General features: G+C 59.4%; 24 protein-coding genes. 4 read left to right on the top strand and 20 right to left on the bottom strand.

All coding sequences use genetic code 11. The annotated features are described in order from the left end of the window. Window positions 1–8 precede the first annotated feature (8 nt). From Q1A74_RS07090 to Q1A74_RS07075, 4 genes are all read right to left on the bottom strand, one after another. Window positions 9–1,898: a DUF885 family protein gene (locus Q1A74_RS07090; protein WP_299594117.1), complete on the bottom strand. Its 1,890-nt coding sequence runs from the start codon at window positions 1,896–1,898 to the stop codon at window positions 9–11. Window positions 1,899–2,119: 221 nt separating this feature from the next. Continuing rightward, window positions 2,120–2,974, bottom strand: coding sequence for a mechanosensitive ion channel domain-containing protein (locus Q1A74_RS07085; RefSeq protein ID WP_299594115.1), 855 nt, complete (start codon window positions 2,972–2,974; stop codon window positions 2,120–2,122). A gap of 171 nt (window positions 2,975–3,145) precedes the next feature. Beyond that, window positions 3,146–4,156 (bottom strand): NAD-dependent epimerase/dehydratase family protein, encoded by a 1,011-nt coding sequence (locus tag Q1A74_RS07080; protein WP_299594113.1) that lies wholly within the window; start codon window positions 4,154–4,156, stop codon window positions 3,146–3,148. Window positions 4,157–4,212: 56 nt separating this feature from the next. Then, window positions 4,213–6,381: a prolyl oligopeptidase family serine peptidase gene (locus tag Q1A74_RS07075; RefSeq protein WP_299594111.1), complete on the bottom strand. Its 2,169-nt coding sequence runs from the start codon at window positions 6,379–6,381 to the stop codon at window positions 4,213–4,215. A gap of 108 nt (window positions 6,382–6,489) precedes the next feature. Between Q1A74_RS07075 and dtd the strand changes: the two genes are divergently transcribed. Further along, window positions 6,490–6,936: a D-aminoacyl-tRNA deacylase gene (gene dtd / locus Q1A74_RS07070; protein WP_299594109.1), complete on the top strand. Its 447-nt coding sequence runs from the start codon at window positions 6,490–6,492 to the stop codon at window positions 6,934–6,936. Here dtd and Q1A74_RS07065 read toward each other — a convergent pair. Then, the gene (locus Q1A74_RS07065) at window positions 6,867–8,063 is read right to left on the bottom strand and encodes an aminopeptidase (protein ID WP_299594107.1); all 1,197 of its coding nucleotides are present in this window, start codon (window positions 8,061–8,063) and stop codon (window positions 6,867–6,869) included. The two genes, dtd and Q1A74_RS07065, sit on opposite strands and share 70 nt — an antisense overlap. Here Q1A74_RS07065 and Q1A74_RS07060 point away from each other — a divergent pair. Then, window positions 8,062–8,295: a hypothetical protein gene (locus tag Q1A74_RS07060; protein WP_299594105.1), complete on the top strand. Its 234-nt coding sequence runs from the start codon at window positions 8,062–8,064 to the stop codon at window positions 8,293–8,295. The genes Q1A74_RS07065 and Q1A74_RS07060 overlap by 2 nt on opposite strands. Window positions 8,296–8,332: 37 nt before the next feature. Here Q1A74_RS07060 and Q1A74_RS07055 read toward each other — a convergent pair whose 3' ends face one another. The 9 genes from Q1A74_RS07055 to ubiE all read right to left on the bottom strand — a co-directional run bounded on the left by Q1A74_RS07055 (window position 8,333) and on the right by ubiE (window position 15,275). Further along, window positions 8,333–9,118: an alpha/beta fold hydrolase gene (locus Q1A74_RS07055; protein WP_299594103.1), complete on the bottom strand. Its 786-nt coding sequence runs from the start codon at window positions 9,116–9,118 to the stop codon at window positions 8,333–8,335. Window positions 9,119–9,232: 114 nt separating this feature from the next. After that, a complete protein-coding gene (gene tatC / locus Q1A74_RS07050) occupies window positions 9,233–9,976 on the bottom strand; it encodes a twin-arginine translocase subunit TatC (RefSeq protein WP_299594101.1) in 744 nt (247 codons plus the stop codon). Beyond that, window positions 9,973–10,785, bottom strand: a complete 813-nt coding sequence (tatB, locus tag Q1A74_RS07045) for a Sec-independent protein translocase protein TatB (RefSeq protein ID WP_299594099.1) — start codon at window positions 10,783–10,785, stop codon at window positions 9,973–9,975. The genes tatC and tatB overlap by 4 nt, the downstream gene beginning before the upstream one ends. Window positions 10,786–10,827: 42 nt before the next feature. After that, a complete protein-coding gene (tatA, locus tag Q1A74_RS07040) occupies window positions 10,828–11,079 on the bottom strand; it encodes a twin-arginine translocase TatA/TatE family subunit (RefSeq protein WP_299594097.1) in 252 nt (83 codons plus the stop codon). A 100-nt stretch (window positions 11,080–11,179) separates the two neighbouring features. Continuing rightward, entirely contained in the window at window positions 11,180–11,527 is a 348-nt protein-coding gene (locus Q1A74_RS07035) for a phosphoribosyl-ATP diphosphatase (RefSeq protein WP_299594095.1), read from the bottom strand. An 8-nt stretch (window positions 11,528–11,535) separates the two neighbouring features. Further along, window positions 11,536–11,934, bottom strand: coding sequence for a phosphoribosyl-AMP cyclohydrolase (gene hisI, locus Q1A74_RS07030; RefSeq protein ID WP_299594093.1), 399 nt, complete (start codon window positions 11,932–11,934; stop codon window positions 11,536–11,538). Window positions 11,935–12,037: 103 nt separating this feature from the next. Next, window positions 12,038–13,675 (bottom strand): ubiquinone biosynthesis regulatory protein kinase UbiB, encoded by a 1,638-nt coding sequence (gene ubiB / locus Q1A74_RS07025; RefSeq protein WP_299594091.1) that lies wholly within the window; start codon window positions 13,673–13,675, stop codon window positions 12,038–12,040. A 3-nt stretch (window positions 13,676–13,678) separates the two neighbouring features. Continuing rightward, window positions 13,679–14,335, bottom strand: a complete 657-nt coding sequence (locus Q1A74_RS07020) for an SCP2 sterol-binding domain-containing protein (protein WP_299594089.1) — start codon at window positions 14,333–14,335, stop codon at window positions 13,679–13,681. A gap of 190 nt (window positions 14,336–14,525) precedes the next feature. Next, a complete protein-coding gene (gene ubiE / locus Q1A74_RS07015) occupies window positions 14,526–15,275 on the bottom strand; it encodes a bifunctional demethylmenaquinone methyltransferase/2-methoxy-6-polyprenyl-1,4-benzoquinol methylase UbiE (RefSeq protein ID WP_299594087.1) in 750 nt (249 codons plus the stop codon). A gap of 377 nt (window positions 15,276–15,652) precedes the next feature. Here ubiE and Q1A74_RS07010 point away from each other — a divergent pair, with 377 nt between their 5' ends. After that, window positions 15,653–18,523, top strand: coding sequence for a TonB-dependent receptor (locus tag Q1A74_RS07010; RefSeq protein WP_299594085.1), 2,871 nt, complete (start codon window positions 15,653–15,655; stop codon window positions 18,521–18,523). 126 nt (window positions 18,524–18,649) lie between these two features. On the opposite strand, the gene Q1A74_RS07005 is transcribed toward Q1A74_RS07010, so the two are convergent. From Q1A74_RS07005 to hslV, 4 genes are all read right to left on the bottom strand, one after another. Continuing rightward, window positions 18,650–20,290, bottom strand: coding sequence for an alkaline phosphatase (locus Q1A74_RS07005; RefSeq protein WP_299594083.1), 1,641 nt, complete (start codon window positions 20,288–20,290; stop codon window positions 18,650–18,652). Window positions 20,291–20,381: 91 nt separating this feature from the next. After that, the gene (locus Q1A74_RS07000) at window positions 20,382–20,759 is read right to left on the bottom strand and encodes a DUF971 domain-containing protein (RefSeq protein WP_299594081.1); all 378 of its coding nucleotides are present in this window, start codon (window positions 20,757–20,759) and stop codon (window positions 20,382–20,384) included. Window positions 20,760–20,836: 77 nt separating this feature from the next. After that, complete coding sequence (gene hslU, locus Q1A74_RS06995; protein ID WP_299594079.1) at window positions 20,837–22,150, bottom strand: ATP-dependent protease ATPase subunit HslU; 1,314 nt, start codon at window positions 22,148–22,150, stop codon at window positions 20,837–20,839. A gap of 136 nt (window positions 22,151–22,286) precedes the next feature. Then, window positions 22,287–22,826, bottom strand: a complete 540-nt coding sequence (gene hslV, locus Q1A74_RS06990; protein WP_206998635.1) for an ATP-dependent protease subunit HslV — start codon at window positions 22,824–22,826, stop codon at window positions 22,287–22,289. A gap of 119 nt (window positions 22,827–22,945) precedes the next feature. Here hslV and Q1A74_RS06985 point away from each other — a divergent pair, with 119 nt between their 5' ends. Then, on the top strand, window positions 22,946–23,179 hold the full coding sequence (locus Q1A74_RS06985; RefSeq protein ID WP_299594070.1) for a DUF2798 domain-containing protein: 234 nt from the start codon (window positions 22,946–22,948) through the stop codon (window positions 23,177–23,179). A 50-nt stretch (window positions 23,180–23,229) separates the two neighbouring features. Here Q1A74_RS06985 and Q1A74_RS06980 read toward each other — a convergent pair whose 3' ends face one another. Next, on the bottom strand, window positions 23,230–23,796 hold the full coding sequence (locus Q1A74_RS06980; RefSeq protein WP_299594068.1) for an SPOR domain-containing protein: 567 nt from the start codon (window positions 23,794–23,796) through the stop codon (window positions 23,230–23,232). Between the two features lie 100 nt (window positions 23,797–23,896). Continuing rightward, window positions 23,897–26,140, bottom strand: a complete 2,244-nt coding sequence (locus Q1A74_RS06975; protein WP_299594066.1) for a primosomal protein N' — start codon at window positions 26,138–26,140, stop codon at window positions 23,897–23,899. Window positions 26,141–26,484 lie beyond the last annotated feature (344 nt).

Raw genomic sequence — 26,484 nt, 5'->3', positions numbered from 1 at the left:
CGATGAAATTATTTTTTCACGCTTTCCACCCAGTCATTAACACGTTTTTCCAACAGCGGCAGTGGCAGTGCGCCACCACCCAGAACGGTGTCGTGGAAAGCGCGGATATCAAACTGGTCGCCGAGTTCTTTTTCCGCATTGCCGCGCAGTTCTTCGATTTTCAGCATTCCTATTTTGTACGAGGTCGCCTGGCCCGGGTAGGTGAGGTAGCGGCGTACTTCGGAGCGCACAGCGCCTTCTGGAATCGCGGAGTTTTCCAGGAAATATTCCACCGCCTGATCCTGGCTCCAGCCTTTGGAGTGCATGCCGGTATCCACCACCAGGCGGATCGCACGCCACATTTCTGCAGTCAGACGACCGAAGTCGCGGTAAGGATCCTGGAACTGGCCCATCTCTTTTGAAAGTTTTTCAGAGTACAGTGCCCAGCCTTCGATATACGGGGTGAAGTGCGCCTGGGTGCGAAACTGCGGGATATTTTCCAGCTCCTGGGCAATGGAGATCTGCATATGGTGACCGGGGTTACCCTCGTGGTAGGTCACGGTTTCCATATCCGCGGTGGACAGGGCGCTCATGTCAGACATATGTACGTAGTAGGTACCTGGACGCGATCCGTCCGGGGTGCCGGATGAATAGTGCTGGGCGCCGCCGGGTACTTCGCGGAATGCCTCCACACGCTTCACCTGCAGCTTGGCCTTGGGCAGGATGCCAAAGTATTCCGGCAACTTCGCTTCGATATCGGCGAGGTAGCCCTCTACTTCTTCGAGATATTCCTTACGCCCTTCATCGGTGTTGGGGTAGTAGAACTTGTCGTCGGTACGGATGAAGGTGAAAAATTCCTGCAGGTCACCGTCAAATTCTACCTTGTCCTTGATCGCTTCCATTTCCTTGCGGATGCGCGCCACTTCGTCCAGGCCGAGCTGGTGCACTTCGTCGGCAGTCATCGGCAGGGTGGTGTAGTGGGCCAGGCGGTTGCTGTAGTAATCGTCACCGTCCGGCAGGTTGGAAACACCTCTCGGCACTTCGTCCGCATTGGGCTTGTCTTCCTTCAGCCAGGCGATGTAGGCGTCGTAGGAAGGCTTCATTTGGCTGGTGAGGGCTTTCGCCACTTCCGCCTGCAGCTCCTTGGCTGTGGTCTCATCAATGGTACCGGCGTCTTTCAGCGCTGCGATTTTCTTCTTCGCGTCGGCCATCAGCGGGGAATCTTCGCCATCACCAAACGGCTGGCCAGTGGTGACCTTCTCGGCACGCTCGATCGCCAGGTCATAGGTGAACTGGGGCGGGCGAATGCCTTTTTCGGCGGAACCCTGAGCGCGCTCCAGCAGCTGGTCGAGGGCCGTGCTGATACCGCCGATACGGGCGATGTAGTCACGCATGTCCTGCTCGGTTTCCACCTTGTGCTGGTTGATCATGAAGGTGGGAAGTTGCGCTTCCGGGCCGCCCAGCTCGCTGGCGAAGTAACCGTGATCCGCCCACGGCTGGTTGGCTTTCTGCTGTTCGTATTGCTGGATCCACAGGTCGTAGGACTCTTTGCCCTCGGCGGCCAGCTTGTCGTAGTCGAACTGCTGTTTCATTTCCTCGACGGTGGCTTTCTTCCAGGCCAGCTCGCGCTCGTCGGCGGCCTTGGTCATATCGTCGATTTTGTCGTACTGCTCCTTGCGGCCCAGGTAGCTGAGCTGGATGGGGCTGAATTGCAGCTGCTCCTCAAATTTGCTGTCAAACCACTCGGTGAGACGCTTGGTCTCGTCCTGCTGGTGGTCTTCCGGGGTCAGCGGCAATTGGGTGGCCTGTTCGCCGGATTGGGCCCCATTGGCCTGTTCAGTGTTTTTCTTCGGATCTTCACTCTGCTGACAGCCGGCCACGGCCGCTGCGATCACCAAACTCAGGAGCGCCTTGCGCATAATTTAGCCTCTTGTAAAAGCGTTGCAGTTATTAGGTGGATTCGGGAAGGAGAATTCGATCAGAATTCAACTTCGAATATCGAAGGTAACGATACAGATTTGTCACAAAAAATCAGCCGACTCGCACGGCAGTGCGGGGCGGCGGAGCCGATTGGGCTACAGAATGACACAGAATTGGCACTTGCTCACTTTCAAGCGCAGGTTCCATGCCACTGGCCGGCTCACTCCTGCTCCAGAGTTTCCGCCTTTGAAATATTCTTTTCCGCACCATTGACGATATGCAGTTCGCGCTGGGGGAAGGGAATGGTCAGGCCTTCGGCCTCCAGTGCGGGCTTGAGCTTCTTCATCAGCGCCCAGTACACATCCCAGTATTCATCGGTCTTGGCCCAGGCGCGCAGGTGCAGGTTGACCGAGCTGTCGGCCAGCGCACGCACGGCGTAAGCCGGCTCCGGGTCGGTGAGGATACGCGGCTCTTCCGCCACCAGGTTGCGCAGTACGCGCATGCCGGTCTCGATGTCGTCGCCGTAGGCAATGCTGGCGATGATCTCGATACGGCGACTGGCATTGCGGGTGAAATTGGTCAGGGTCTCACCCCACACCTTGTCGTTGGGAGCAGAAATGCGCAGGCCGTCCGGGGTATCCAGCTCGGTGGTGAACAGGCCGATCTTGCGCACGGTACCGATGATGCTGCCGAACTGGATGGTCTCTCCCACACGGAAAGGCCGCAGCCCCAGCAGCACAAAACCGGCGGCGATGCTCTGCAGCGTGTCCTTTAGTGCAAGGCCAATGGCCAGGCCGGCGGCACCCAGCAGCGCTACCAGCGAAGTGGTGTTGGCGCCGAAGATGTCCAGCACCACCAGGCCACCCACCACATAGGTGCCCCACACGGCGAGGGTTTCCAGCACCGGTACCAGGGTTTCGTCGATACCGCGCTCGGTGAGCCGATTGACCGCGCGGGACACGATTTTTGCGGCGATCCAGGTCACCACCAGCGCCATCAGTGCCCACAACACATTCAGGCCAACTTCCATCACCACTGGCCACAGTTCTTCCAGTTGCGCTTTCAATCCATCCACAGAGCGATCCCCCGACTAGTAATAAAATGCAGTGCGAAGCATAAGACAGGCAAGGCCCCGGGCGCTACGGGGCGCCGGAGAAGAAATAGTGCTGCACCAGCTGCAGTACCAACAGCGTCAACACCAGAAGAAAAATAATATTTTGACGATTCATAACCAGTATCTAGCAAATTATTGGGAGCGCGGCAGCGTCAGCAGCCCTTCCTCCACCAACCAGTCCCGGGATTCAGTGAGCATATCCGCAAGCGCCACCGAATTGCGATAACCCAGTTCACGCTGTGCGCGGGTGCAATCCGCCAGCGCACGGTCCGTCAGCATGCGCGCTTTTTGCGGGGTCACCGCAGGTTCGCGTCCGCTCACGCGGGAAACCCAATCGGAAATCGCGGCGACGGTGTGAATGGCGAACGCCGGTGTGGTGCGCCGGGGCGCGGGCACGCCCACCAGATCGGCGATCAGGCGGAAGAATTCGAGAAAACTGGCATCGGTGCCGGCAAGGATGTAGTTCTCACCGCAGCGGCCGCGGTGGAACGCCTCGATATGCGCGCGCGCCACTGCGCCCGCATGGCAGAAAGATCCGCCCCCCGGCGGCACACCGGGCAGTTTGTTTTCCGCCAGCAGAAAAAAGGTCTGTGCCCAGCTGGAGACATCGTACTTGCCGACGATGGCGCAGGGATTGAGAAATACGGCATCCAGACCTTGAGCAATTTCCTCCTGCACCGCCAGCTCCGCGTGCAGCTTCGAATAGTGGTAGTGGTCGCGGGGATGAGTAGCCAGCTTGGGGCTGGCCTCGGTGATGACGCCCCGGTGATAGCCGTAGGCGGATATGGAACTGGTGACGATCATCCGCCCCGGCCTGGTCTGTTGCGCAAAATGCGCTCGGGCAACCCGGGCAAGATTGGCCGAGCCGACCACATTGTCCTGCCACTGTTGGGCATTGCCCCCGCGCCACATGCTGGTGTTGCCGGCGATGTGGAACACCGCATCCAGCTCCTCAGGCAGTGCTGCGCGCAGGGACTCCGGGTTATCCAGAGTCGCCTGCACCGGCGTTGCACCCAGTGCCTGCGGGCGATCGGTATTCCCGCCCGGCCGGTACATGGCGGTGACCTGCCAGCCGTCCGCAACCAGCTGCTCGATCAGGTTGGCACCGAGAAAGCCGGTGCCGCCGGTGACAAATGCACGCATTCTGTAATTTGCCTCTCAACTTCCGGGCGCAGGTACGCGCCCGGGTAGATCAGAGACTACTGGATCTTGAGCCCGAGTTCATGAGCAAGAAACGCATACTGGTTGGTGAAGTCTTCCACCTGCATCCACACCGGTTTGCCGGCGCCGTGGCCCGCGCGGGTTTCTACCGCGAGATAGATCGGGTTGTTACAGCCCTGATCGCGCTGTAGGGCGGCGGCGAACTTGTAGCTGTGCCAGGGTACTACGCGATCGTCACGATCGGCGGTGGTGATCAGGGTGGCCGGGTAGCAGGTGCCTTTTTTGGTGTTGTGCACCGGCGAGTAGGCGTAGAGCGCTGCAAACTCGTCTTTGTTTTCCGACAGGCCGTAGTCACTGGACCACTGGCGCGCGTTGGCGGATGCGGTGTGATAGCGCAGCATATCCAGTACACCGACGATGGGCAGCGCGACCTTGAACAGATCCGGGCGCTGTACTTCGGTGGCGCCTACCAATAGTCCGCCATTTGAGCGGCCCATAATGCCGAGCTTCTCCGGTGCGGTAATGTTTTCTTTAATCAGCCATTCCGCAGCCCCGATAAAATCATCGAACACATTCTGCTTTTGCAGTTTGGTACCGGCCTTGTGCCAGTCGCCACCGTATTCGCTGCCACCGCGCAGGCTGACCATGGCGAAGGTGCCGCCCATGTCCAGCCAGCCGGCAAAGCGGGTATAAAACTGCGGCAGCTGTGCGGCATTGAATCCGCCGTAGCCGTACAGCAGGGTGGGATTTTTGCCGTCTTTCTTCAGGCCTTTTTTATTCACCAGGAACAGGGGTACACGGGTGCCGTCTTTGCTGGTGAAAAAATGCTGACTGACGGTGTAATCGGAAAAGTCTGCGGGATATTTCGGCGCTTTGACTTTTTCGCTCTTGCCGCTGGCCACGTCCAGTTTGTAAATGCTCGGCGGGGTCAGAAAGTTACTGAAGGCGTAGTACGTCTCGCTGTCGTCCGGATCGCCGTGAAAGCCTTCCACGGTGCCCATGCCCGGCAGTTTCAGTGCGTACTGTTGTTTGCCATTCAGATCGGTCACCAGCACCTTGGATTTGGCGTCTTCCAGGTAGTGCAGTACGAAGCGTCCGCCGATCAGGCTGGCACTCTGCAGTGCGTCTTTCTGCTCGGGTACCAGGGTTTTCCAGTGGGGTTTTTCCGGCTTGTCGAGATCAATGGCCACGATGCGGCCATTGGTGGCGTCGGCATTGGTTTCGAAATAGAAGGTTTTGCCGTTGTTGCCGAGGAAGCTGTACAGGGCATCCCAGCTGTCGAGCAGCTTCACCACCTTGGCGTTGGGATCGGTCAGATCCTTGTAGTAGATACCGTTGCTGTCGTAGCCGTCGAAAATGCCCAGGATCAGGTATTTGCCATCGTCACTCACTTCCGCCCCGGGATTGCGGGTGGGGTGATCGGTGATTTCGTACACCAACTGATCTTTGCTCTGGGGTTCGCCGATCTTGTGGAAATAGACGGAGACCTGTTTGCTGTCGTCGGCACTGCCGTCTTTGTTGAACGGATAGCGGCTGTAGTAGAAGCCGGATTCGTCCTTGGCCCAGCTGGCGCCACTGAATTTGATCCCGGTGAGGTGGTCTGGCATGAGGCGGCGGGTTTTCAGATCGCGTAAGTGATAGTCGGTCCAGTCAGTGCCGCCGTCGGAAGTGCCGTAGGCCAGATAGCGACCGTTGGGGCTGACGGAGTAGCGCTTGGCCGCGATGGTGCCGTCTTCACTCAGCGCGCGGGGGTCCAGCACCACGCCGCCGTCTTTGTGGATATCCCGGGTGCTGTAAAACACATTCTGATCCCAGGTGCCGTCGTTGTATTCGTAGAACACCTGGCCGGCTTTTTTGTAGGGCACACCGTAGCGCTCGTACTGCCACAGCTCGGTGAGGCGCTTGTTGATCTTCTCCCAGCCCGGCAGGGCCTTCAGCTTGGGCAGTGCAAAATCATTTTGCGCGGTCACCCACTCCTTGACCGGCTTTGAATCCTGATCCTCCAGCCAGCGGTAGGGGTCGCTCACGCTCTTGCCGAAGTACTCGTCCTTCTGGGCGACGACTTTCGTTTCGGGATAGCGGGTCTCGGGGTGTGCGGTCTTGGCGGTGTCGGCAGCGGGTTTGTCGCTATTGGCAGCGATGGCAACGACGGCGGCCAGCACGGGAATCGCGGCACCGGCGATCAGGGTCAGTGCGGTCTTGTTCATTGGGACTTCCGGTTTTTAATTTTCGGCTTTTCAGCAACCTGATAGGCTAATCTAGAAAATTCGCCGCCAAGCATCCAGCGGGCAACTGCATTTTAGAAGAGGTTATCGATGAAAGGCCTGATTCAACGGGTAAAACACGCGAAAGTGGAAGTCAGCAGTGAATCCGTCGGCGCCATTGATCACGGGATCTTTTTGTTGTTGGGGGTCGAGGCTACGGATTCCCGGGAAACCGCCGACAAACTACTGCACAAGGTGCTGCACTACCGCATCTTCAGCGACGACCAGGGCAAGATGAATCTGAATGTTCAGCAGGCCGGCGGCGGCCTGCTGGTGGTGAGCCAGTTCACCCTGGTGGCGGATACCGCCAAGGGCCTGCGGCCCAGCTTCAGCCGCGGTGCCAGCCCCCATCAGGCGGAAGAGCTGTACGACTACTTCCTTGAGCGGGCGCGGGAGGTGATCGCGGAAGGCTGTGCGGTTGCCGGCGGTCAGTTTGCCGCGGACATGCAGGTTTCGCTCTGCAACGATGGGCCGGTGACGTTCTTGCTGGAGGCCTGAGCCTCCACTGACGCCTGGGCGCGCTTGTTCAGGGATTCGAGCCGCGCCTTGCGCTCTTGTTTGGACTGCGCCCCCAGCTGCTCCACCGCGCGGTAAAACGCATCCCAATCCCCACCGCTATCTTTATACAGCTGCACAAACGCCGGCACCTGTGACTGATACTCACTGACCAGAGCGAGGGTGGCATTGTTGGTTTTCTCGATCATCTGCGCGAATTTCTCGTCCTGCGTCCAGCCTTCCGACTCCTTGCGGTAGCACTGGCGCAGCCGCCGCAGGGTGCTCGCCTTGCGCGACCGCTTTTCACTATCCGCCAGATCCGAGGCATAAATATCCTGCAGCTGTTTGCGCGCAGCCACCATCAAACCATTGACCCGCCGCGCCTGCTCGACATTGGCCACCTTTGGGGCGGGGAGACCGTTGCGCCGGCGCCAATCGGGTAGCGCAATACGCGACACCGCGGTGGCGAAGCTCTCGTTAAAACGGGTGTCGCCGGCGATATACACCCGCCGGTGAGCCAGCTCGTGGAACAGCAGGCTCGCCAGCCGGTCCGGGCTCCAGTCCACAAAGCTCGACAGCACCGGGTCGTCAAACCAACCCAGAGTGCTGTAGGCGGGCACCGGCCCCAGGTAAACATCGTAGCCTTCGGCGCGCAGGTGTCCGGCCTGGGCCTCGGCATCGCGCTTGTCAAAATAGCCCCGGTAACTGGCGCAGCCCGCGATGGGATAGCACCAGCGCTTCGGCGACAGGGAAAACTCCGGCGCCGCAATCACGTTGTACAGCGCGTACTCGTCTTCCAATTGGGTAAAGTCGCTGTAAGCGGACCCCACCGGCAGGTGTAATTCGCCGGCGGCATAGGCGCGAATAGCGCGCACCCATTGCAGTTGCCGGCGCAGTTTGGGATCCGTCTGCTCGTCGTCCACCAGCCGATCAATGGACTTGCGCCCGGCGAGAATCTTCAGCTGGCCAGTGGCGGCCTGGGAATAGAAATGCACGGTTTCGCAACCGGCGGCAAAAAGTGCCAGGGCCACAACCAGCAACCGCAGCCCAGCGCGCCAGTTTGAGCGCAGCCGGTACTTAGCGACTAATTTAAAGTGCAGGAGAAAAGATTTTTTCAGGGAGTCGTCCATGCCGCCCGTTGCCGCTGTTTCGCTGGTATTTTCGCTGGTGCTCGGTGCCGTGTTGTGGATTTATCTGATACGGCTTTCGTTTGAAGTATCCACCGGGATGGGGATCGCGGCGCTTGTTTTTCCGCTATTACCGCTACTCATACTCCTGAGCAATCCGCGGCATCAGGAGCAACTCGTTACGTTAGCTTCGGCCATCCTGTTGTTTTCCAGCATAGTCGTTTTTACACGGTGACCGCGCATCGCCGCAAGCCCCGCCCAATATCCCGATACTACTGGCTGCAATCAAAATACTCGGTTTCATTTCCCGCGAAGTGCCCGTTCACCAGATAGTTCACCACCTGATCGATCACCTGCGGGCTGCCCGTCAACCCATTGTGGGTCAGGGGATAGGTGATTCGCTCGCAGGTGCCCTCCACGTACGTGCTCGGCAGGCCCACGATGCCGTCGTCGTTCCCGCGGATAATGGCGGAAAACAGTGGATTCCATGAGCGGGTTCCGGCGATGACACCGAGTGGAAATTTTACCGGGCCGAGCCGGTTTGGGAGAGCGCGCTCATCGATGCCCATCTGATTGCCCGCCGGGCCGTTTACATCCTTGATGATGGGGATACAGGAGAGAAAATTCCCGAGACGGCTGCCCTGATTGGGCGGCCCCAGCATGACGACACGGGCGACATCATCGACTACACGATTTTCATAATACTGCCGCAGTAACAGGCCGCCCATGGAGTGAGTGACGAAGTAGAGTGGCGAGGCCTGGGCTTGGTCACAGGCGGAGATACCCCGGGGCAGCGTCATCTCTGCCAGAGTTTCGATTGGGTATTTTTTGGATGGGTAGTCGAGATTGACCGTATGAAAGCCCGCATCGTCGAGCGCCGATGCAATCGCCTCCATGGACGAGGAATCTTTGGTGATACCGTGGATGAGGATGGCGCAGGGGCGGGCAGCTTGTTGCTCTACCGGTTCAGAAGCAAGAGCGCTTTGTGGGAAGCTCGCGAAAAAGATCAGGGCGTGGGCGCCGATCATGCCGACAATGGATTTTGATCCGGTTTTCATCGCCACCTCGCCAATGCGTATACCCTTGGTGATCGCTCAACGGATCACCATCTCGTTCCAGGCATACGCACAGGTGCCGCTTTCGGATTACTGCGAGGATTAAAACGGAGATTGCTACTGCGCTTCCGTCTCTTCATCCGGCTTGCCGCGTTTTACCCAGCGCCCGAAAAAGACCCCCACTTCAAACAGGAGCCACATGGGAACCGCCAGCAGGGTCTGTGAAATCACATCCGGGGGCGTCAGCAGCATGCCCATGGCAAAGCAGGCGACGATGACGTAGGGGCGCTTTCTACCCAGTTCTTGTGCGGTCACCGCGCCACTCCAGATCAGCAGCAACGTAGCGATGGGGATTTCAAACGCAAAGCCAAAGGCGAAGAACAGCTTCAGCGCGAGATCCAGATAACTGCGAATATCCGGCATCACCTTGATATCCGCGTGGGCTGAGCTGATAAAGAATTCAAATATCAGTGGAAACACCACGAAATAGGCGAATGCCATGCCCGCGTAAAACAGGAAGATGCTGGAAATCATCAGCGGCGCGATCAATTTCTTTTCGTGTTTGTACAGGCCCGGGGCAATAAACGCCCAGAACTGATACAGCACTACCGGAATGGCGACGAAAAATGCCAGCACAAAGGTAGTTTTAAACGGGGTAAGAAATGGAGAGGTAACTTCCGTGGCGATCATGCCTGCGCCTTCGGTCAGGCGCGCCTGCAACGGGTCAGCGACAAAATTGTAGATGTCGTTGGCGAAGGGCACCATGCAGGCAAAAATCGCCACCACCACCAGCAGGGTCTTTAACAGGCGGTCCCGCATTTCGATCAGGTGTTCGATAAACGGCTGGTCTTTTTCACTCATTGACGCTTGTCTTCCGGCTCGGTGGGGCTGTCGCTATCACTGGATGGCGGCGCTGCCGCTTCCGCACTGTCTTCCTCGGCAGTTCCGGCGTTGCGGTCTTTGCCGAGGTCTTTGTCGAGGTCTTTGTCGAGTTCTTGGTCGAGTTTTTTCCCCGAATCTTGGTCGCGATCGGGATCTTCCGGATCGAGGCGATCCACTTCCGCCCAGGCTTCGTCTTCCTCGTGCTGGAAGTGATCCGGGTGGTGCGGGTTGTATTCTGGATCGCCGTGGTCGTGCAGGTGCTCGGGGTATTCCGGATCTTCGAGGTCTTCGTCGTCCTCGTCCTCTTCCGGAAGGTAGTCTTCTTCGGGCTTATCCCCGAGCGGGGGATCGCGCTCTTCTTCCGGCAGGTAATCAGCGGCCTGGCGGCGCTTGTCGGCGACGATATCCGGCTCCGAGGGCGTCTCCGGGAGTGCGGTCTCACTGGAAGATCCCGCGCTCTTTTCAGTGTCGTCCTGGAGTGCCCGGGCCTGGGCCTCGACCGATTTCAGGTCCTTCTCAAACTTGCGCTCGGCCTCACTGAAAGTGCGCTCCATCGCTTCCTGGCTTTCGCGCAGTTCTTTCAGGACCCGTTCGTTGTGTAGTTCGCGGCGAATATCGTCCGCGCCTACTTCCCGTTCGAGTTCATCTTTGGCATTTCCCAGGGTCTGCTTTATTTGCGTCCACCAGCGCACGGTAGTGCGCACGGCATCCGGCAGGCGTTCGGGGCCAATGACCACCAGGCCAACGACACCGATCAACAGCAGTTCAAAAAATCCGATATCAAACACGCGCGCTCGCTCTATCAGTTGCGGACGATGGCTGTCTTCTGGTTACTTGTCCTGAGACTGCTTTTCTTCGCTGGAAGTTTTCTGCTGTGGTTTAGCGCTTTCATCTTTGGTCAGCAGTTCCGGATCCTTGTCTTCGTCCTCTTCCTCACCGTCTTTCTTTTCTTCCTTCATGGCTTTCTTGAAGCCTTTGATGGCACCACCCAGGTCACCACCCAGGTTGCGCAGGCGCTTGGTGCCGAAAATCAGCAAAACGATGACCAGCAGAATCAGCAGTTGTTGCCAGCTAATGCCCATGTGAAATGCTCCTGAATCAATTCTTGATGGTGTTTTTTAAATTCGGTTTAAAAGGATTAACGTTGAAAATAGCGCGGTTTCCCGCGATCAATTTTTGCGATCAGTCCTGGTTGCGCGATGCTTTTTCATCCAGCCCGGAGAGCCCGAAACGGCGCCCCAGTTCATCCAACACTTCACGGGAATCCGCGCCCATGTGGTTGAGCATGACCAGGGAGTGAAACCACAGGTCTGCCGTTTCTGAAATCATCGCTTTGTGTGCATCGCTGTCCGGGCCTTTACCTTCCGCATCTTTGGCGGCCAGCACCAGCTCGGTGGCTTCCTCGCCCACTTTCTCCAGAATTTTGTTCAAGCCTTTATGGTGCAGGCTGGCGACATAGGAGGACTCCGCATCGCCCTGTTGCATGCGCAGGCGCAGTACCCGGTCCAGTTGTATCAGCATATTGCTCATGTCGCTGTCTACTTCTCCCCTGAATAGATCTCTTTCGGATCGGTGATCACCGGCTGGCGAACCTGCCACTGGCCATCTTCCAGCACCTGGTAAAAGCAGCTGGTGCGTCCGGTGTGGCACGCGATACCGCCCAGCTGTTCCACCATAAGGACGATGGTGTCACCGTCACAGTCGAGGCGGATCTCGCGCACCTGCTGCACATGGCCGGAGGACTCACCCTTGCGCCACAGTTTGCCACGGGAGCGTGACCAGTAGACTGCACGGCTCTCTTCCACCGTCAGGCGCAGGGACTCGGCGTTCATCCAGGCCATCATCAACACCCGGCCGGTTTTGAAATCCTGTGCGATAGCTGGCACCAGCCCGTCGCTGTTCCAGCTGACTGCCTGGGTGAAATCGGTTTCGCTCACGGTATGCGTCCTTACTGCATTCGTTATTGTAGGCTGCCCAGTTCTCGACCCGGTGGCCATTTGGGGTGCTGTTCGGCCTGTGTCGGCTCCTACAGCAAGTTATTTACGGCCAGAGCAGTAGCCCGAGTGCCACCGCCCCCAGTACCCAACTGACCACGGGCACCTGAGCCAACAGCCCCGGCGAGGCCACCAGTGCGGCGCCCGCCGCCAACAGGCCGCCCACAATCATCCGCGCATAGCGGGCACGGCCGCGGCGCTGGCTGCCCGCCAGCTGTTCACTCAACTGCTGTAGCTGCGGCCCCAGCTCGCGCCCCTGCTCCAGGGCGGAAAACGCCAGTTGCGGTAATTGGGGGAATTTCTCCAGCCATTCCGGCCCATATCGCCGGATTTCGCCGACGATGGTCTTGGGGTGAATGCGCTCGCGCATCCATCGCTCCAAAAAGGGATGAGCAGTCTTCCACAGATCCAGCTGAGGATAAAGCTGTCGCCCCAATCCTTCTATATTGAGTAAAGTTTTCTGCAAAAGCACCAGTTGAGGCTGCACTTCCATATCGAAGCGCTGGGCGGTCTGGAACAGACTGATCAGCACCCGCGCAAATGAAATCTCGCCCAGAGGCTTTTCAAAGATGGGCTCACACACCGCGCGGATGGCCGACTCAAATGCGTTGACCGGCGTGTCCTTCCGTACCCAGCCACTCTGCACATGCAGTTCCGCCACCATGCGGTAATCGCGACGGAACATGGCCAGCAGATTGCGTGCCAGATAGTACTGATCCTCGCGAGTGAGGCTGCCGACGATGGCGGTGTCGATGGCGATGTATTTGGGGCGCTCGGGATGCTCGCGGGACACAAAGATGTTGCCCGGGTGCATGTCCGCGTGGAAGAAGTTGTGTTCAAACACCTGCTTGAAGAAGATCTCCACCCCGCGCTCAGCCAGCAGCGCCATATCGGTGTGCTGCGCACGCAGCTGTTCCAGATCTGTCACCGGAATACCGTCGATGCGCTCCAGCACCAGCACATTCTCGCGGGTGTAGTCCCAATGCACCTCGGGGATGTACAGCAGGGGGGAGTTGGCGAAATTGCGCTTCAATTCCGAACCGTTAGACGCCTCGCGCACCAGATCCAGCTCGCCCTCGATGGTGTGACGATAATCCTCCACCACCTCGACCGGGCGCATACGGCGGCCATCCGGCAGATAGCGCTGGGTCCAGCGGGCAATAAAATGCAGCAGCTGCAGATCCTTCTCGATCACCTTGTCGATGCCGGGACGCAGTACCTTCACCACCACCGACGCGCCGGGTGCACCGTTGTCATCTTTCAGCCGCGCCGCGTGCACCTGAGCGACCGAGGCGGAAGCCAGTGGCTCTCTGTCAAACTCAGCAAACAACTCATTCACCGGCGCACCCAGTGCTGCCTCGATACGCGCGATGCACTGGTCTGCCGGGAAGGGCGGCACATTGTCCTGTAAGTGATTCAGCTCTTCGACCATGTCCGGCGGCAGCAGGTCCGGGCGCGTGGACAACAGCTGGCCAAACTTCACAAAGATCGGCCCCAGATCCTCCAGCGCCCGCCGCAGCCGCTCACCGCGGCCCATATTCTTCGCTTTGCGACTTTGCGGCAGCAACTTCGCCGGCGCCCACAGCGCCCGCAACCACAGGGGCTGGTGCTCCGTGGGAACCAGTTCGTTCAGGCGGTAGCGCAGAAATACCCGCGCAATGGTCAGACTTCTCGCTACTGGCACGCGCTACTTCTCCCCACCGTCAGCCCCATCCCGGCCTTCAAACTTGCTTCGCAGAACCTGCAACCGCGCTTCCAGCCGATCCACCCCCTGGACAAACGCCGCCACATCCTCGGCAAACGCCTCAAACTGCGGCTCGGGTGGCGTCATTCGCCACTCCTCGCTCACCGCCTCAGCACCCGCTTTGGGCGCCGCCCCCAAAGCATCTTTCAGCCAGCCCGCCGCCAACCGTACCCCGGCGCCCAACTGATGCGCCGGGGAATCACCGATCAGCTTCGCCAGCGGCTCCTCCCAGTCGATATCCAGGTCGCGCAAAATCGCCTGCAGCTCCGCCAGCAACGCACTGGAACCGCGCACCGTCACCCCCAGCTTGGCCGGCGTGGCATCGCGGTTTCTCAGCAGCTGAACAAAGGCCAGCGCGGAACCGGACAGCTCCGTGGTCACCTCGCCCTGCCAGCGGCTGTGTACTTCCACATAACCACCGTCCTCTTCCTCCTCTATGAGAAGAAACAGCGACATGGCGGGTGCGGTGAGCGTTACTCCCAGCACTTTTCCGGCCAGCTTGGCCAGGCGCGTGCGGCTGCCCGGGTCGTAACGCAGGGCGGAATTGATGGCGGTTTCCAGGGTGGCGTCGAAGCCGGCGCGGAAGGTGGGATCGGTCATTTTCTTCTGAATTTGTCCGTGCGAAATACGCTGATGCGAAGGCCCGGGCGGCAGGAACCCCTCGCGAGACCTTCAAAAACAGGTTGTTTTTGCAGGCCCCTGTGGATGGGTTATCGGGGGCGCCCAGCTCGTGTCACACAAGAAGGCACCGCCGCTCGGGCCGCCACAGACTAAGAAATATGCTGGCGAATTAGGGCTTGATTCCCTTGTGCAATGCCACGATGCCACCGGTCATATTGTGGAATTCGCAATCCACAAACCCGGCCTCGCCCATCATGGATTTCAAGGTTTCCTGATCCGGATGCATACGGATACTCTCGGCGAGATAACGGTAACTATCCGCATCGTCTGCCACCAGCTTGCCCATAAACGGCAGCAGGCGAAAGGAATACTGGTCGTACACCTTCTCCAGCAGCTTCGACTGCGGCTTGGAAAACTCCAGCACCAGCAGGCGGCCGCCGGGCTTCAACACCCGCAACATGGAACGCAACGCCAGATCCTTATCCGTTACGTTGCGCAAACCAAAGGCAATGGTAATGCAATCAAAAGTATTGTCCGGGAAGGGCAGGTACTGGGCATCCGCCTGTACCGTCTCCACATTGCCCGCAATCCCTCGGTCCAGCAGGCGATCGCGGCCCACCTTCAACATGGATTCATTGATATCCGCCAGCACCACCTTGCCGGTGGGGCCGACGATGCGGGAAAAACGCGCGGTCAAGTCACCAGTGCCACCGGCGATATCCAGAATCGACTGACCCGGACGGGCCGCCGACAACTCGATGGTGAAGCGCTTCCACAAACGGTGCACACCGCCGGACATCAGATCGTTCATCACATCGTAGCGGGCCGCCACCGAGTGGAAAACATCCGCCACCCGCCCGGCCTTCTCGTCCACCGGCACCTGCTGGTAGCCGAAATGAGTCGTTTTGCGTTCCGTCATTGTGTGCCTGCTGTACCTGATTCAGGGCGGTATTGTACATGGGGCCAGTTGGAATGGGATATGCATAAGGTGATAGGCGCCACAGTGAAGCTGGCAGTACGCGTCGCGAATCAACAACGAGCCTTGGTCACCGACCCGCGGTACCTGACCACTTTCCGGATGAACCGGGCGCCGGCTAAGCGCGCAATTAGCACAAATTTCATTTTTCCCCCCGCCTGAAGCAATCCAGAAAACGATTTCACTTGAAACGAACAATATTTAATCTTGTTAATTTTCTTTATGAGGGGACTTTCATCCCAATCGTTACACATGTACGGCATATAACTCTAAACGCCGATTTCTCTGACCAAGAAAACCCTGAAGGGGAATAGACAAAAATGAAAAGCAACGCACTCTCCATGGCCATCCGCGGCGCCATCCTGGCAGCCGTAGGCGCCACGCCCGCATTTGCACAGGAAAATACCCAGGCAGTAGACGCTGCTGCCGTCGACGACGCGATCGAGCAGGTCACTGTTACCGGTTCCCGTATCGCGCGCCCCAACGCCGTAAGCGCCACCCCAGTGACCACGCTGACCGCCGAAGACATCAGCTTGAGCGGTGAGACCAACCTGGGCGACTTCCTCAACACCATGCCCGCCCTGCGCTCTACCTTTTCCGGGCAAAACTCCGGTCGCTACATCGGTACCGTAGGCCTGAACCTGCTGGACCTGCGCGGTCTCGGCACCTCCCGCACCCTGGTGCTTCAGGATGGCCGCCGGCACATCGCCTCTTCCGTGGGCACCTCTGCGGTGGATGTAAACACCATCCCGGAAGATCTGGTTGAGCGCGTAGACGTGATCACCGGTGGCGCCTCGGCCATTTACGGTGCAGACGCCGTTTCCGGTGTGGTCAACTTTATTCTGAAAGACGATTTCGAGGGCGTAAAAATAAGTGCGTTCGGCAGCGACACCCAGCGTGGCGGTGCGGAAACCACTGAACTGTCGGTAACCTTCGGTAAAAATCTGTTTGACGGCCGCGCGAATATCGCCGGTAGCGTACAGCACACCTCTCGCGGCGATGTCTATGGCACAGAACGCGACTGGATCACCAAGGGTTACGGCACGCTGGTCAACCCGAGCAACATCGATCCCGATACTGGCGCAGTCATCGCCGACGACAACATACCCGACCGCATTCCGGTCGAGGACTACCGGATTCCATTCCTGAGTGACAATGGCATCGCCTTCCTTCCATATGGTGATTACACCTTTAATGACGATGGCACCGCACGCCCGGTCGTTCCCGGCGATGTGTGCGATATCGAAGGCCGCTGTTCTGGCGGTGACGGTTACGCTTTTGTCGGCCAGTACCAGATGTACCCGCGCATGGAAACGGCGAATGTTTTCGTCAAAGGTCACTTTGATATTTCCGACTCTATGCAACTATTTGGTGAAGCGAAATACGTAAACCATGAAGCGGAAAGCTGGGGCCAGGCGAGCTTCAGTTACGACGGCTACTCCTCTACCAATCCGTTCCTGGACAAAGACCTGTCTGACCGACTGGTAGCCGACGACGTGCCCGCATTCGGCATGTACCGCATGCATTCTGACCTGGGTTACCGCGGCGACCTGACCGAGCGTGAAACCATGCGCTTTGTTGCCGGCCTGAAGGGTGACCTGGGTGGCAGCTGGAGCTACGAGACCAGCTTGGTGTACGGCGAGTACAACGCCGATGTGTTCTACGTAAACAACCGTCACAACGAACGCTACGGCCAGGCGATCGACGCGATTGAACTCGACGGTGCCATCGTATGTGCCGACGAAGCAGCCCGTGCGGCAGGCTGCCAGCCACTGAACATGTTCGGCTTTGGGCTGAATTCTCAGGAGGCTATCGACTGGGTAACACTGGACGATACCGGCTCCGAAGAAAAAATGACCCAGACTGTAGCCTCCGGCTTCGTTACCGGTGACCTGATCGATCTCCCGGCCGGCCCACTGTCTGTGGTCGGCGGTTTTGAATACCGCGAAGAAACCAGCGCCGTTGATTTCGATGAAATCATCAAGAACGGTGAAACCTTCATGAACGCCCTGGCGTCCACCAAAGGCGAGTACGACGTATCCGAGGCCTATGTAGAGCTGTCGGCACCGCTTCTGTCCGACCTGCCGGGTATCCAGAGCCTGGTATTCGATACCGCCTACCGCGTTGCCGACTACTCCACCGTAGGCACCACAGGCGCCTGGAAAGCCGGCCTCGACTGGTCTGTGATCGACGACGTTCGTGTTCGCGCAACTACCTCGCAAGCAGTACGTGCACCGAATATCGATGAGCTGTTCGCACCACTGGGCGAGAATTTCTACAGCATCAACGACCCCTGCGACTACCGTGAGGTGGGCGGCGCGCCAGACCCCGAACTGCGTGCAGCCAACTGTGCCGCACTTGGCCTGAGCCCGGGTTATGAGTCTCCATGGAATGGCGGCCCGACCCTGGCAGGTTTTAGTGGTGGCAACCCCGAGCTGCAGGAAGAAACCGCGACAACCCTGACTTATGGCCTCGTAATCACCCCGCGTTTTGCGGACGGCTTGACCGTGACCATTGACTACTGGGATATCGAAATCGAAGACGCCATCTCCTACTACGCTGGCCAGACCATTCTGGACAAATGTGTAGATGGCTCCTCCATCGACAACGCCTTCTGCGGCAATATCACCCGCGCGGCGAACGGCGACCTGACCTCACTGACCAGCTCCGCTCTGAACGCCTCCAAGCTGACCGCGAGGGGTGTTGACTATGAAGTGCGCTACGAGCTGGCCCTGGCAGATCTTTTCAACACAGAGCTGGGCAGCCTGGGTCTGAGCCTGCAGGGCACCCGCCTGTTGGAGCGCGATGACTACTCCTTCCAGAATGAGCCGGACAGCGTTGACCCCATTGCCGGTGAAATCGGTGACCCGGAAGATGCCTACAACATGAACGTAACCTACCGCTACGGTGATCTGTCAGTAAACTGGGGCCACCGCTACATTGGTGACCAGGCGCTGTACGATATCGGCCAGGAGAATAAGTACGCCGAGGCATTCCCATACACCGGAGAAGTACGCTACAACAGCCTGCGCACCAGCTACCTGTTCCAGGACGACCTGGAAGTGTACGGCGGTGTGAACAACCTCGAAGACAAGGCACCGCCCGCACGTCTGACGGGCACCGGCGAAGGTTCCGGCATGTACGACACCATGGGCCGTACGTTCTACCTGGGTGCCAACTACACCTTCTAAACAACTTGGTCAGATCAACAACAAGAACCGGGGGGCCTTGCGCCCCCGCTTTTAAAGCCGCACCTCTGGATGCGGCTTTTTTCGTTTTAGCGGAAAGGGTTTATTTTCCCACCTCTTCGGCCAGCACTACTCACCCAACAAACCACCCGCATGCGCCATCACATGAAAGATCAAGCTCTGCTCATTGGTGCCGCTTAACAGATGTGCACCGGGGCCTCGGGCCCACACACCAACGTCTTCACCGGCGTGCGTTTCGCTACCCAGAGGCACCAAGGCCTCCTGATGATAACCCTGGGCTTCAGTGTCATCGCCGCTGATGTCCTGGCGGCCAGCGCTGGCCGGGTCTTCGTAGCGGTCATCGGCGTCGGTGCTGGCGCCATAGTGAGCGTGGCCGAGGCCGTTGGCGTAGGTGATGGTGGTGTAGGGTTTGCCATCGGCTGCCAGTGCCACGTCGGGTTCCGGTGCGCCTTCGGGGTTATTAGTGACGACCTTGCCAAGAATCGGGTTGCCGCGGGTGGGGTAGCCGGCGATGGTCATGACGTGGCTGTGGTCTGCGGTGACGATGATCAGGGTGTCTTCGGCGCTGGTGCGGTCCATGGCGAGCTGAATGGCCTTGGCAAATTCCACTGTGTCGGTGAGAGCGTTGTGTGCACTGCCGGCGTGGTGACCGTGATCGATACGTCCGGACTCGATCAGCATAAAGTAACCCTGGTCGTTGTTACTTTTATTGCTCAGCAGGTCGATGGCCTTGCCGGTCATGTCCGCGAGGGACGGCTCGCCCGCCTTGTCGTTTTTGCGGTCGATCTCGTAGCGCATATGGGAGCTTTCGAACAGGCCCAGTAGCTTGTCAGTGCCCGCGACGTCGATGTTGTCAAAGCCCGCCTGGTCTTCAATGTACACGACACTGTCCGCCTGATTGCCGTAACGCTCCTTCCAGGCATCGATCAGGTTGACGCCGTCTTCACGCTTGCCAGTGTTGCCTTCAAGGTCAGTAACCTCCTTGGGCAGGAAACTGCGGCGGCCGCCGCCCATGATCACGTCGATTCCGTCGCCCGCGGTCAGCTCTACCATCTGGGTGGCAATATCTTTGCAGCCTTCCGGCGCCGTCGCTTCCCAGCCGCGCTCGGGCACCTTGGCATAGGTGGCCGCCGGAGTGGCGTGGGTGATGCGCGCGGTGCTGACGATGGCGGTGCGCTTGCCGCGCTCTTCGGCCAGCTCCAGGGCGGTGGTCAGCGGGCGCTGCAGGCTGCCGGCGCAATCTCCGCGGGCCACGCTTTCCTCCACGTTGAGGACACCGGCTTTGGTTTTCACACCGGCCAGCATGGCGGTGGCGGTGCCGGCAGAATCCGGGGTCTGCTGGTTGGTGTTGTAGGTTTTGATTAGGCCGGCGAAGGGCATCTTTTCAAAACTGAGCTGGTATTCCTCTCCGCTCAGACCTTGCTGCTGCCCGGCGAGAATCCGTGCGGCGGTGACGGTAGAGATGCCCATGCCATCCCCCACAAACAGGATCACGTTTTTGGCAGCACCGGGCTGATTGTTGATGGTGACCGCGCTGGCTCTGGCGATGGCATCGCGGCCACTCTGGAACCAGCTGCTGTTGCGCTGTGTGTCCGGCAGGCTCGCGGCGGTCGTGGAAAAATCGGCAGCTTTCGGGGCTTTCGATTCGCCGGTTTCAGTCTCGACCGTTTCGGATTTGCCGCTGTGGCAGGCGGCGAGGGTGGCGCCGAAGGCCAGGGTGAAGGCCAAAGAAAAGCGATTCAACTGCATGAGAGATCCCCCAATTGCAATCTGGAATTAATAGGATGTAAAAAGAATTGCGCTAAGGGTACCGGAAAAATGCGTCAGTTTTACTGCGGCGTCAGCCGATCAGCTTGACCGGGCTCTCATCCGGGTCGCGGCCCTGACCGGCCAAATCCAGGCGCTCGAGGTAGTCCTGCCATTTTTCCGTTTGCGTATCGCAGAGTTCGCGCAGGTAGTCCCAGGTGTAAATGCCGCTGTCGTGGCCGTCGTCAAAGAAGATCTGCAGGGCGTAGCGGCCGGCGGCTGCCACGCGGTCGATGCCTACGTGGAGCTTGCCCGTGACCAGGTTGCCCTGATCGGCGCCGTGGCCGCGGACTTCGGCGCTCGGGGAGTAGACGCGGAGGTATTCTGCGGGGAGGGTGAATGCGTTGTCCGGGTATTGCAGGACAAGCTGTTTTTCCGATTTATCCAGGCGGATTTTTTTGGGGGCGGGCATGGGGGGTTCCGGATATTTCGCCGCTTACCAGGAACCTGCCGGGCAGGCTCCTGGCACACGTGGGGGGGCGGTGTTTATTAGAGAATAAAGCGCGACAGATCTTCGTCTTTGCTCAGCTCACCCAGATGCTTGTCCACGTAGGCCGCGTCGATCGTGACGCTACTGTTGCCATCGCCGCCGGCGAATGACACTTCTTCCAGCAGCCGCTCCAGCACGGTGTGTAGGCGGCGCGCGCCGATGTTTTCGGTGGACTCGTTCACTTCGAACGCCACTTCGGCGATGCGCTGGATACCGTCGTCCGCGAATTCCAGATTTACACCTTCGGTATTCATCAGTGCTTTCTGCTGTTCGGTGAGTGACGCAGACGGCTCGGTGAGGATGCGCTGGAAATCCTTGGAGGTGAGCGAGCTCAGTTCCACACGGATCGGCAGGCGGCCCTGTAGTTCCGGGATCAGGTCCGAGGGTTTGGACAGGTGGAAGGCGCCGGAGGCGATAAACAGAATGTGGTCTGTTTTGAGCATGCCGTATTTGGTGGTCACGGTGCAGCCTTCGATCAGTGGCAGCAGGTCGCGCTGCACACCTTCGCGGGAGACGTCGGCGCCGCCGCTTTCCTGGCGCTTGGCAACTTTGTCGATTTCATCAATAAACACAATGCCGTTTTGCTCGGCTGTCTGGATCGCTTTGGTTTTGATTTCTTCGTCATTCACCAGCTTGCCAGCTTCATCGTCCGTCAGTTGCTTGAGCGCCTGTTTGACGGTGACCTTGCGCTTTTGGGTTTTCCCCTTGGACATATTGGAGAACATGCCCTGCAGCTGATTGGTCATTTCTTCCATGCCCGGGGGCGCCATGATTTCCACACCCATGGGGTTGGCGGAAACGTCGATTTCGATTTCCTTGTCGTCGAGCTCGCCTTCGCGCAATTTTTTGCGAAAGACCTGGCGGGTGCTGGAGTCTTTATCGCTGGGATCTGTGTTGCGGGCGGGGGGCAGAAGGGCGTCGAGAACGCGGTCTTCGGCGGCGTCCATCGCGCGCTGTTTGACACCTTCGGTGGCGCGTTCACGCTCGAGCTTGATGGCCATTTCAACGAGGTCGCGCACGATGGATTCTACATCGCGACCGACGTAGCCGACTTCGGTGAATTTGGTGGCTTCAACTTTTATAAACGGGGCGCCGGCGAGTTTGGCGAGGCGGCGGGCGATTTCGGTTTTGCCAACACCGGTAGGGCCGATCATCAGAATGTTTTTCGGGGTAATTTCCGCACGCAGCTCTTCGTTGACCTGCATACGGCGCCAGCGATTGCGCAAGGCGATGGCGACGGCGCGCTTGGCGTCGTTCTGGCCGACGATGTGACGGTCGAGTTCGTGGACGATTTCTCTGGGGGTCATGGACATAACAAAACTCGCAATTTCGATTTTCTACAGCCCCGATGGAGCCTGCTTGCAGGCGAACATCGCCCTCGCATATTTTTCAGGCCCCGCGCGTTTTGTTCCCGCTGCGGGGCGGCGTGGCACCGGATCGGGACGCCAGTTAATAGCTCAGCTCTTCAATCGTGTGATTCTGGTTGGTATACACACAGATATCACCGGCAATTTTCAAACCCTGCTCCACAATAGTTCTGGCATCCAGCTCGGTGTTGTCGAGCAGTGCGCGCGCCGCGGACTGGGCGAACGGCCCGCCGGAGCCGATGGCGATGAGGTCGTCTTCGGGCTGAATCACGTCGCCGTTGCCGGTGACGATCAGGCTGGCGGTTTCGTCGGCGACGGCGAGCAGTGCTTCGAGTCGGCGCAAAGCGCGGTCGGTGCGCCAGTCTTTGGCGAGCTCGACGGCGGCGCGGGTGAGCTGGCCGTTGTGAGCCTGGAGTTTGGCTTCGAAGCGTTCGAACAGGGTGAAGGCGTCGGCGGTGCCACCGGCGAATCCGGCGATGACCTTGTCGTTGTACAGGCGGCGCACTTTGCGGGCGTTGCCCTTCATGATGGTGTTGCCCATGGAGACTTGCCCGTCACCGCCGATAACGACTTTGCCGTTCCGACGGCAGGAGAGGATGGTAGTGCCGCGATATTGTTCCACGTGTGCCTCGATGTTTTACATTTCAGATGCACTAAGTGTGGTCGATGGGGCTAGATTTCAACGTGGGGGTTGCGGCTTTATACTGCGCGGCTTCTTTCAGCGGTATCGAGAGGAATACTATGGCCCGCATCAAGCATCGTTATTACACGCTGGTTTTCGCCCTGTTTATGTCGTTTTTCATGTCGACGCTGATGTCGGGCGTGGTGACGGTGATCAATACGGGGCTGACCGAGGGGTTTCTGGAGCGCTGGCTGCACGCGGGTATTGCGGCCTGGGTGATTGCGTTTCCGCTGGTTTCTTTCATTGCGCCGCTGGCGCACTGGATAACCCGGAAGCTGGTGGAGACTGAATAGCCCAAGGTTATACCCGGTAGCGGCACCGCCACTTTACCAGGTTCACACTCTCAACCTTGTGCCGGGCGTTTGAGCACCAGCGGCATCAGGCGGTGCTCGGCGAGTACTCCGCGCGCTGCAGCCATTTTGGAGCGGTTGGTATAGGGGCCGACCAGGACGCGGTGCCAGGTGCCGCGATTGTCCGTGGCAGACTCCACTTTGACGTCCAGGTTGGCCAGCATCAGCTGGGCACGCAGACGCTCGGCTTCGGCTTTGTCACGGAAGCTGGCGGCCTGGAGGATGTATACCAGGTCGGATTTGGGCTCCGCCCGCTCCTGGGTGTCGCCGCTCTTGTCATCTCCCTCGCGCACCCGAACCTGCTGGTTCTTCGGCTTGGGGACTTTTACCTCGTTTTCTTCCAGTAATTTGTAGAAATCGAAGCGCGGCTTGGCTTCTGTGGGCGCAGGCTCACGAGCGGCGGGCTTGTCGGCACGGGCCGCAACTTTGCCCTGCTCGATTTTCAGGTCATTCAGCAGAAATACGAATACCGCAAAACCGCCGACAAAGTTGCCCAGCACAAACCAGACCCAGGCGGGTTTACCGGTAGATTGTTGGCGACGGGTATTGCGGCGGGCCATGGCACTTCTCTCGAGCTTTGCTGATTATTCTGCGGGCGGCAAATTGTAACGCTTGCGGCGGGTGTTTAGGGAAGTTCCAGGAAAGTTCTTGAGAAAGCACTTATGAAAGTTCTTGTGCGTCCATATCGACCGCCCAGCGTATCCGCCGGTTGCGATTGCCCTCGGCCCAATGACTGAACTGCGCCAGAATTCTCTGCAGCAGGCCGCGCTTGTCTGCCGTGATCTGAATATAGAAGCGGAAGCGGCCGGACTTGCGCTCCAGCAGCGCGGGCACCGGACCCAGATACTGCAGTTCCGGAGACGGCGGCGCCACGGCCTGTAAATAGTCGCGCGCGGTGGTCAAAAACTCTTCCGCCCAACGGGGTTCCTCGCATTCTGCACGCACCAGCGCCATGGCCCGCACCGGCGGCAGCTGGGCGATTTTGCGCTCTTCCATCAACTGGCGCGCAAAGGCACCGTAGCCCCTGGTGAGGAGCAACTGCAGCAGCGGGTGCTCGGGATAGCGGCTCTGCACCAGAACATGGCCGGGCAGGTCCTCGCGGCCGGCGCGGCCGGCAACCTGTTCCAATAGCTGCCCCATGCGCTCGGGAGCGCGGAAATCGGCACTGAACAGGCCGCCATCCGCATCCTGGATCACCACTAGGGTGACCCTCGGCAGATGGTGCCCCTTGGCCAGCATCTGGGTACCCAGTAGCAGGCAAGGCTCGCCGTTGCGCGCCGGCTCCAGCAGTTTATCCAGCGCCTGTTTGCTGGAAGTGGTATCGCGGTCCACCCGCACCACCGGGAAATCCCGGAAGCTGTGGGTAAGGAAGTCCTCACTGCGCTCGGTACCCGCGCCCAGTGCATTGAGCTTGCGGCTGTGGCACTGGGGGCAACTGTGTACCTCGCGCATGCGGTAATCGCAGTGATGGCAGCGCAGCTGGCGCTGGCGGCGGTGCAAGGTGAGTTTGGCGGAGCAGTGTGGGCAGTCCGCCAGCCAGCCGCAGTCGTCGCAGGTGAGCGCCGGGGAGTAGCCGCGGCGGTTGATAAACACCAGCGCCTGCTCACCGCGCTTCAGGGTTTCGCCGATATGCCGCAGTACCTGCGGCGCGAATCCTTCCTGCAGCTGCTGATGCAGAGTCGGCACCAGGCTGATCTCGGGCGGGCGCGCATTGCCGGCGCGGTGACGCAGGCGCAGGTGCTGATAGCGGCCGGAGAGGGCGTTGTGCAGGCTTTCCAGAGAGGGCGTGGCGGAGCCCAGCAGAACCGGCACGCCGGTGTTCTTGGCCAGTACCACGGAAAGATCCCGTGCGGAGTAGCGCACCCCGTCCTGCTGTTTGAAGGAGCCGTCGTGTTCCTCGTCGATCAAAATCACCCCGAGGCGCGGCAGCGGGGTGAAGATGGCGGAGCGGGTGCCGATCACAATATCCGCCACGCCGCTGGCGGCAGACAGCCAGGCGCGGGCGCGCTCGCCGTCGGCGAGGCCCGAATGCAGGGCGGCGATGCGAAAGTCCGGGAAGCGCGCGGCGATGCGGCGCAGGGTCTGTGGCGTCAGGCCGATTTCCGGCACCAGTAGCAGGGCCTGATTGCCGTCGCGCAGGGCGCGCTCCATCAGGCGCAGATAGACCTCGGTCTTGCCACTGCCGGTGGTGCCTTCCAGCAATGAGGCGCTGAAGCCGGTAGCCGCAACACGGTCGATCACCTCGCGCTGCTCATCATTCAATTCAGGGGCCGGGCGCGGCTCAACGGCCTCCATGGGCGGCGGCGCCGTGGGGCCAGATACCCAGCGCGCCAGGCCGCGCTCAATCAACGCCTTGCACACGGTGCTATTCAGCCCGCGGGCAGTGAGCGCGGTGCGGCTCTGGCGGCCGCTGCCCAACAGCAGTTGTAAAAGTTCCTGCTGCTTTTTCGCCCGCGCCAACGCGGTTTCCGGTAACCCCTTGCCGTCGGTGGTGAGTTCCAGCCACTGCTCCGCCCAGTGATCGGCGGGTTTGCCCTTGCGCAGGGCTACCGGCAGAGCGGCGGCGTAGAGCTCGCCGAGCGGGGCCTGATAATAATCCGCAGCCCACTGCAGGAAACCGCGACTGCGGTCGTCAAAAATCGGCTGGCGGTCGATCCGCTCCAGCGCCGGCTTGAGTTCCGCCAGCGGTGACTCCGCCACCACATCCACCAGCACCGCGACCAGATTGCGGTTGCCGAAAGAGACCCAGAAGCGCTGCCCCGGGCGCAAATCCGCCGCACCCAACCCCTCGGGGGGCAGATAATCGAACAGGCGGCGCAGGGGAACCGGGACCGCCAACCGCAGAATCACACGCGCCGCGGTCGATGCCGCGCCCTGGTTCTCTGTCTGGTTGGATGATTGCACCGCCGGTCCCGTCAAACTGCCCCCTATATAAAATGGTTATCGCCGCCACGGCATCGCGCCCGGCGGTTGCCGGTACGCCGGACGCAAAAGCGCGTTAGTTTACCGGCTGGCGCCTGTCGGTACAGTCGCCGTTGCAATTTGAGTTCCGCGACCCCATTGCCGCCCGCCCGGAATCTAGAGCGCCAGCCAACCGGCTGACGCTAAGCCTCCGCCAGAATCTGGCGCCAAACACTGCCGTTTCACACGATTTAATCAGAAACCTGTTGCGAACTCTAAAAATTAAAGTACTCTACACATTAACTCTAAATATTAGAGAGCTCTAGAACACCCATCTCAACTTCGGA

Origin of the sequence: uncultured Microbulbifer sp. (assembly GCF_947504145.1) — a bacterium.
Lineage (GTDB): Bacteria > Pseudomonadota > Gammaproteobacteria > Pseudomonadales > Cellvibrionaceae > Microbulbifer.
Note: the sequence above shows the minus strand (reverse complement) of the source record. Positions and strands in the feature narration are given on the sequence as shown.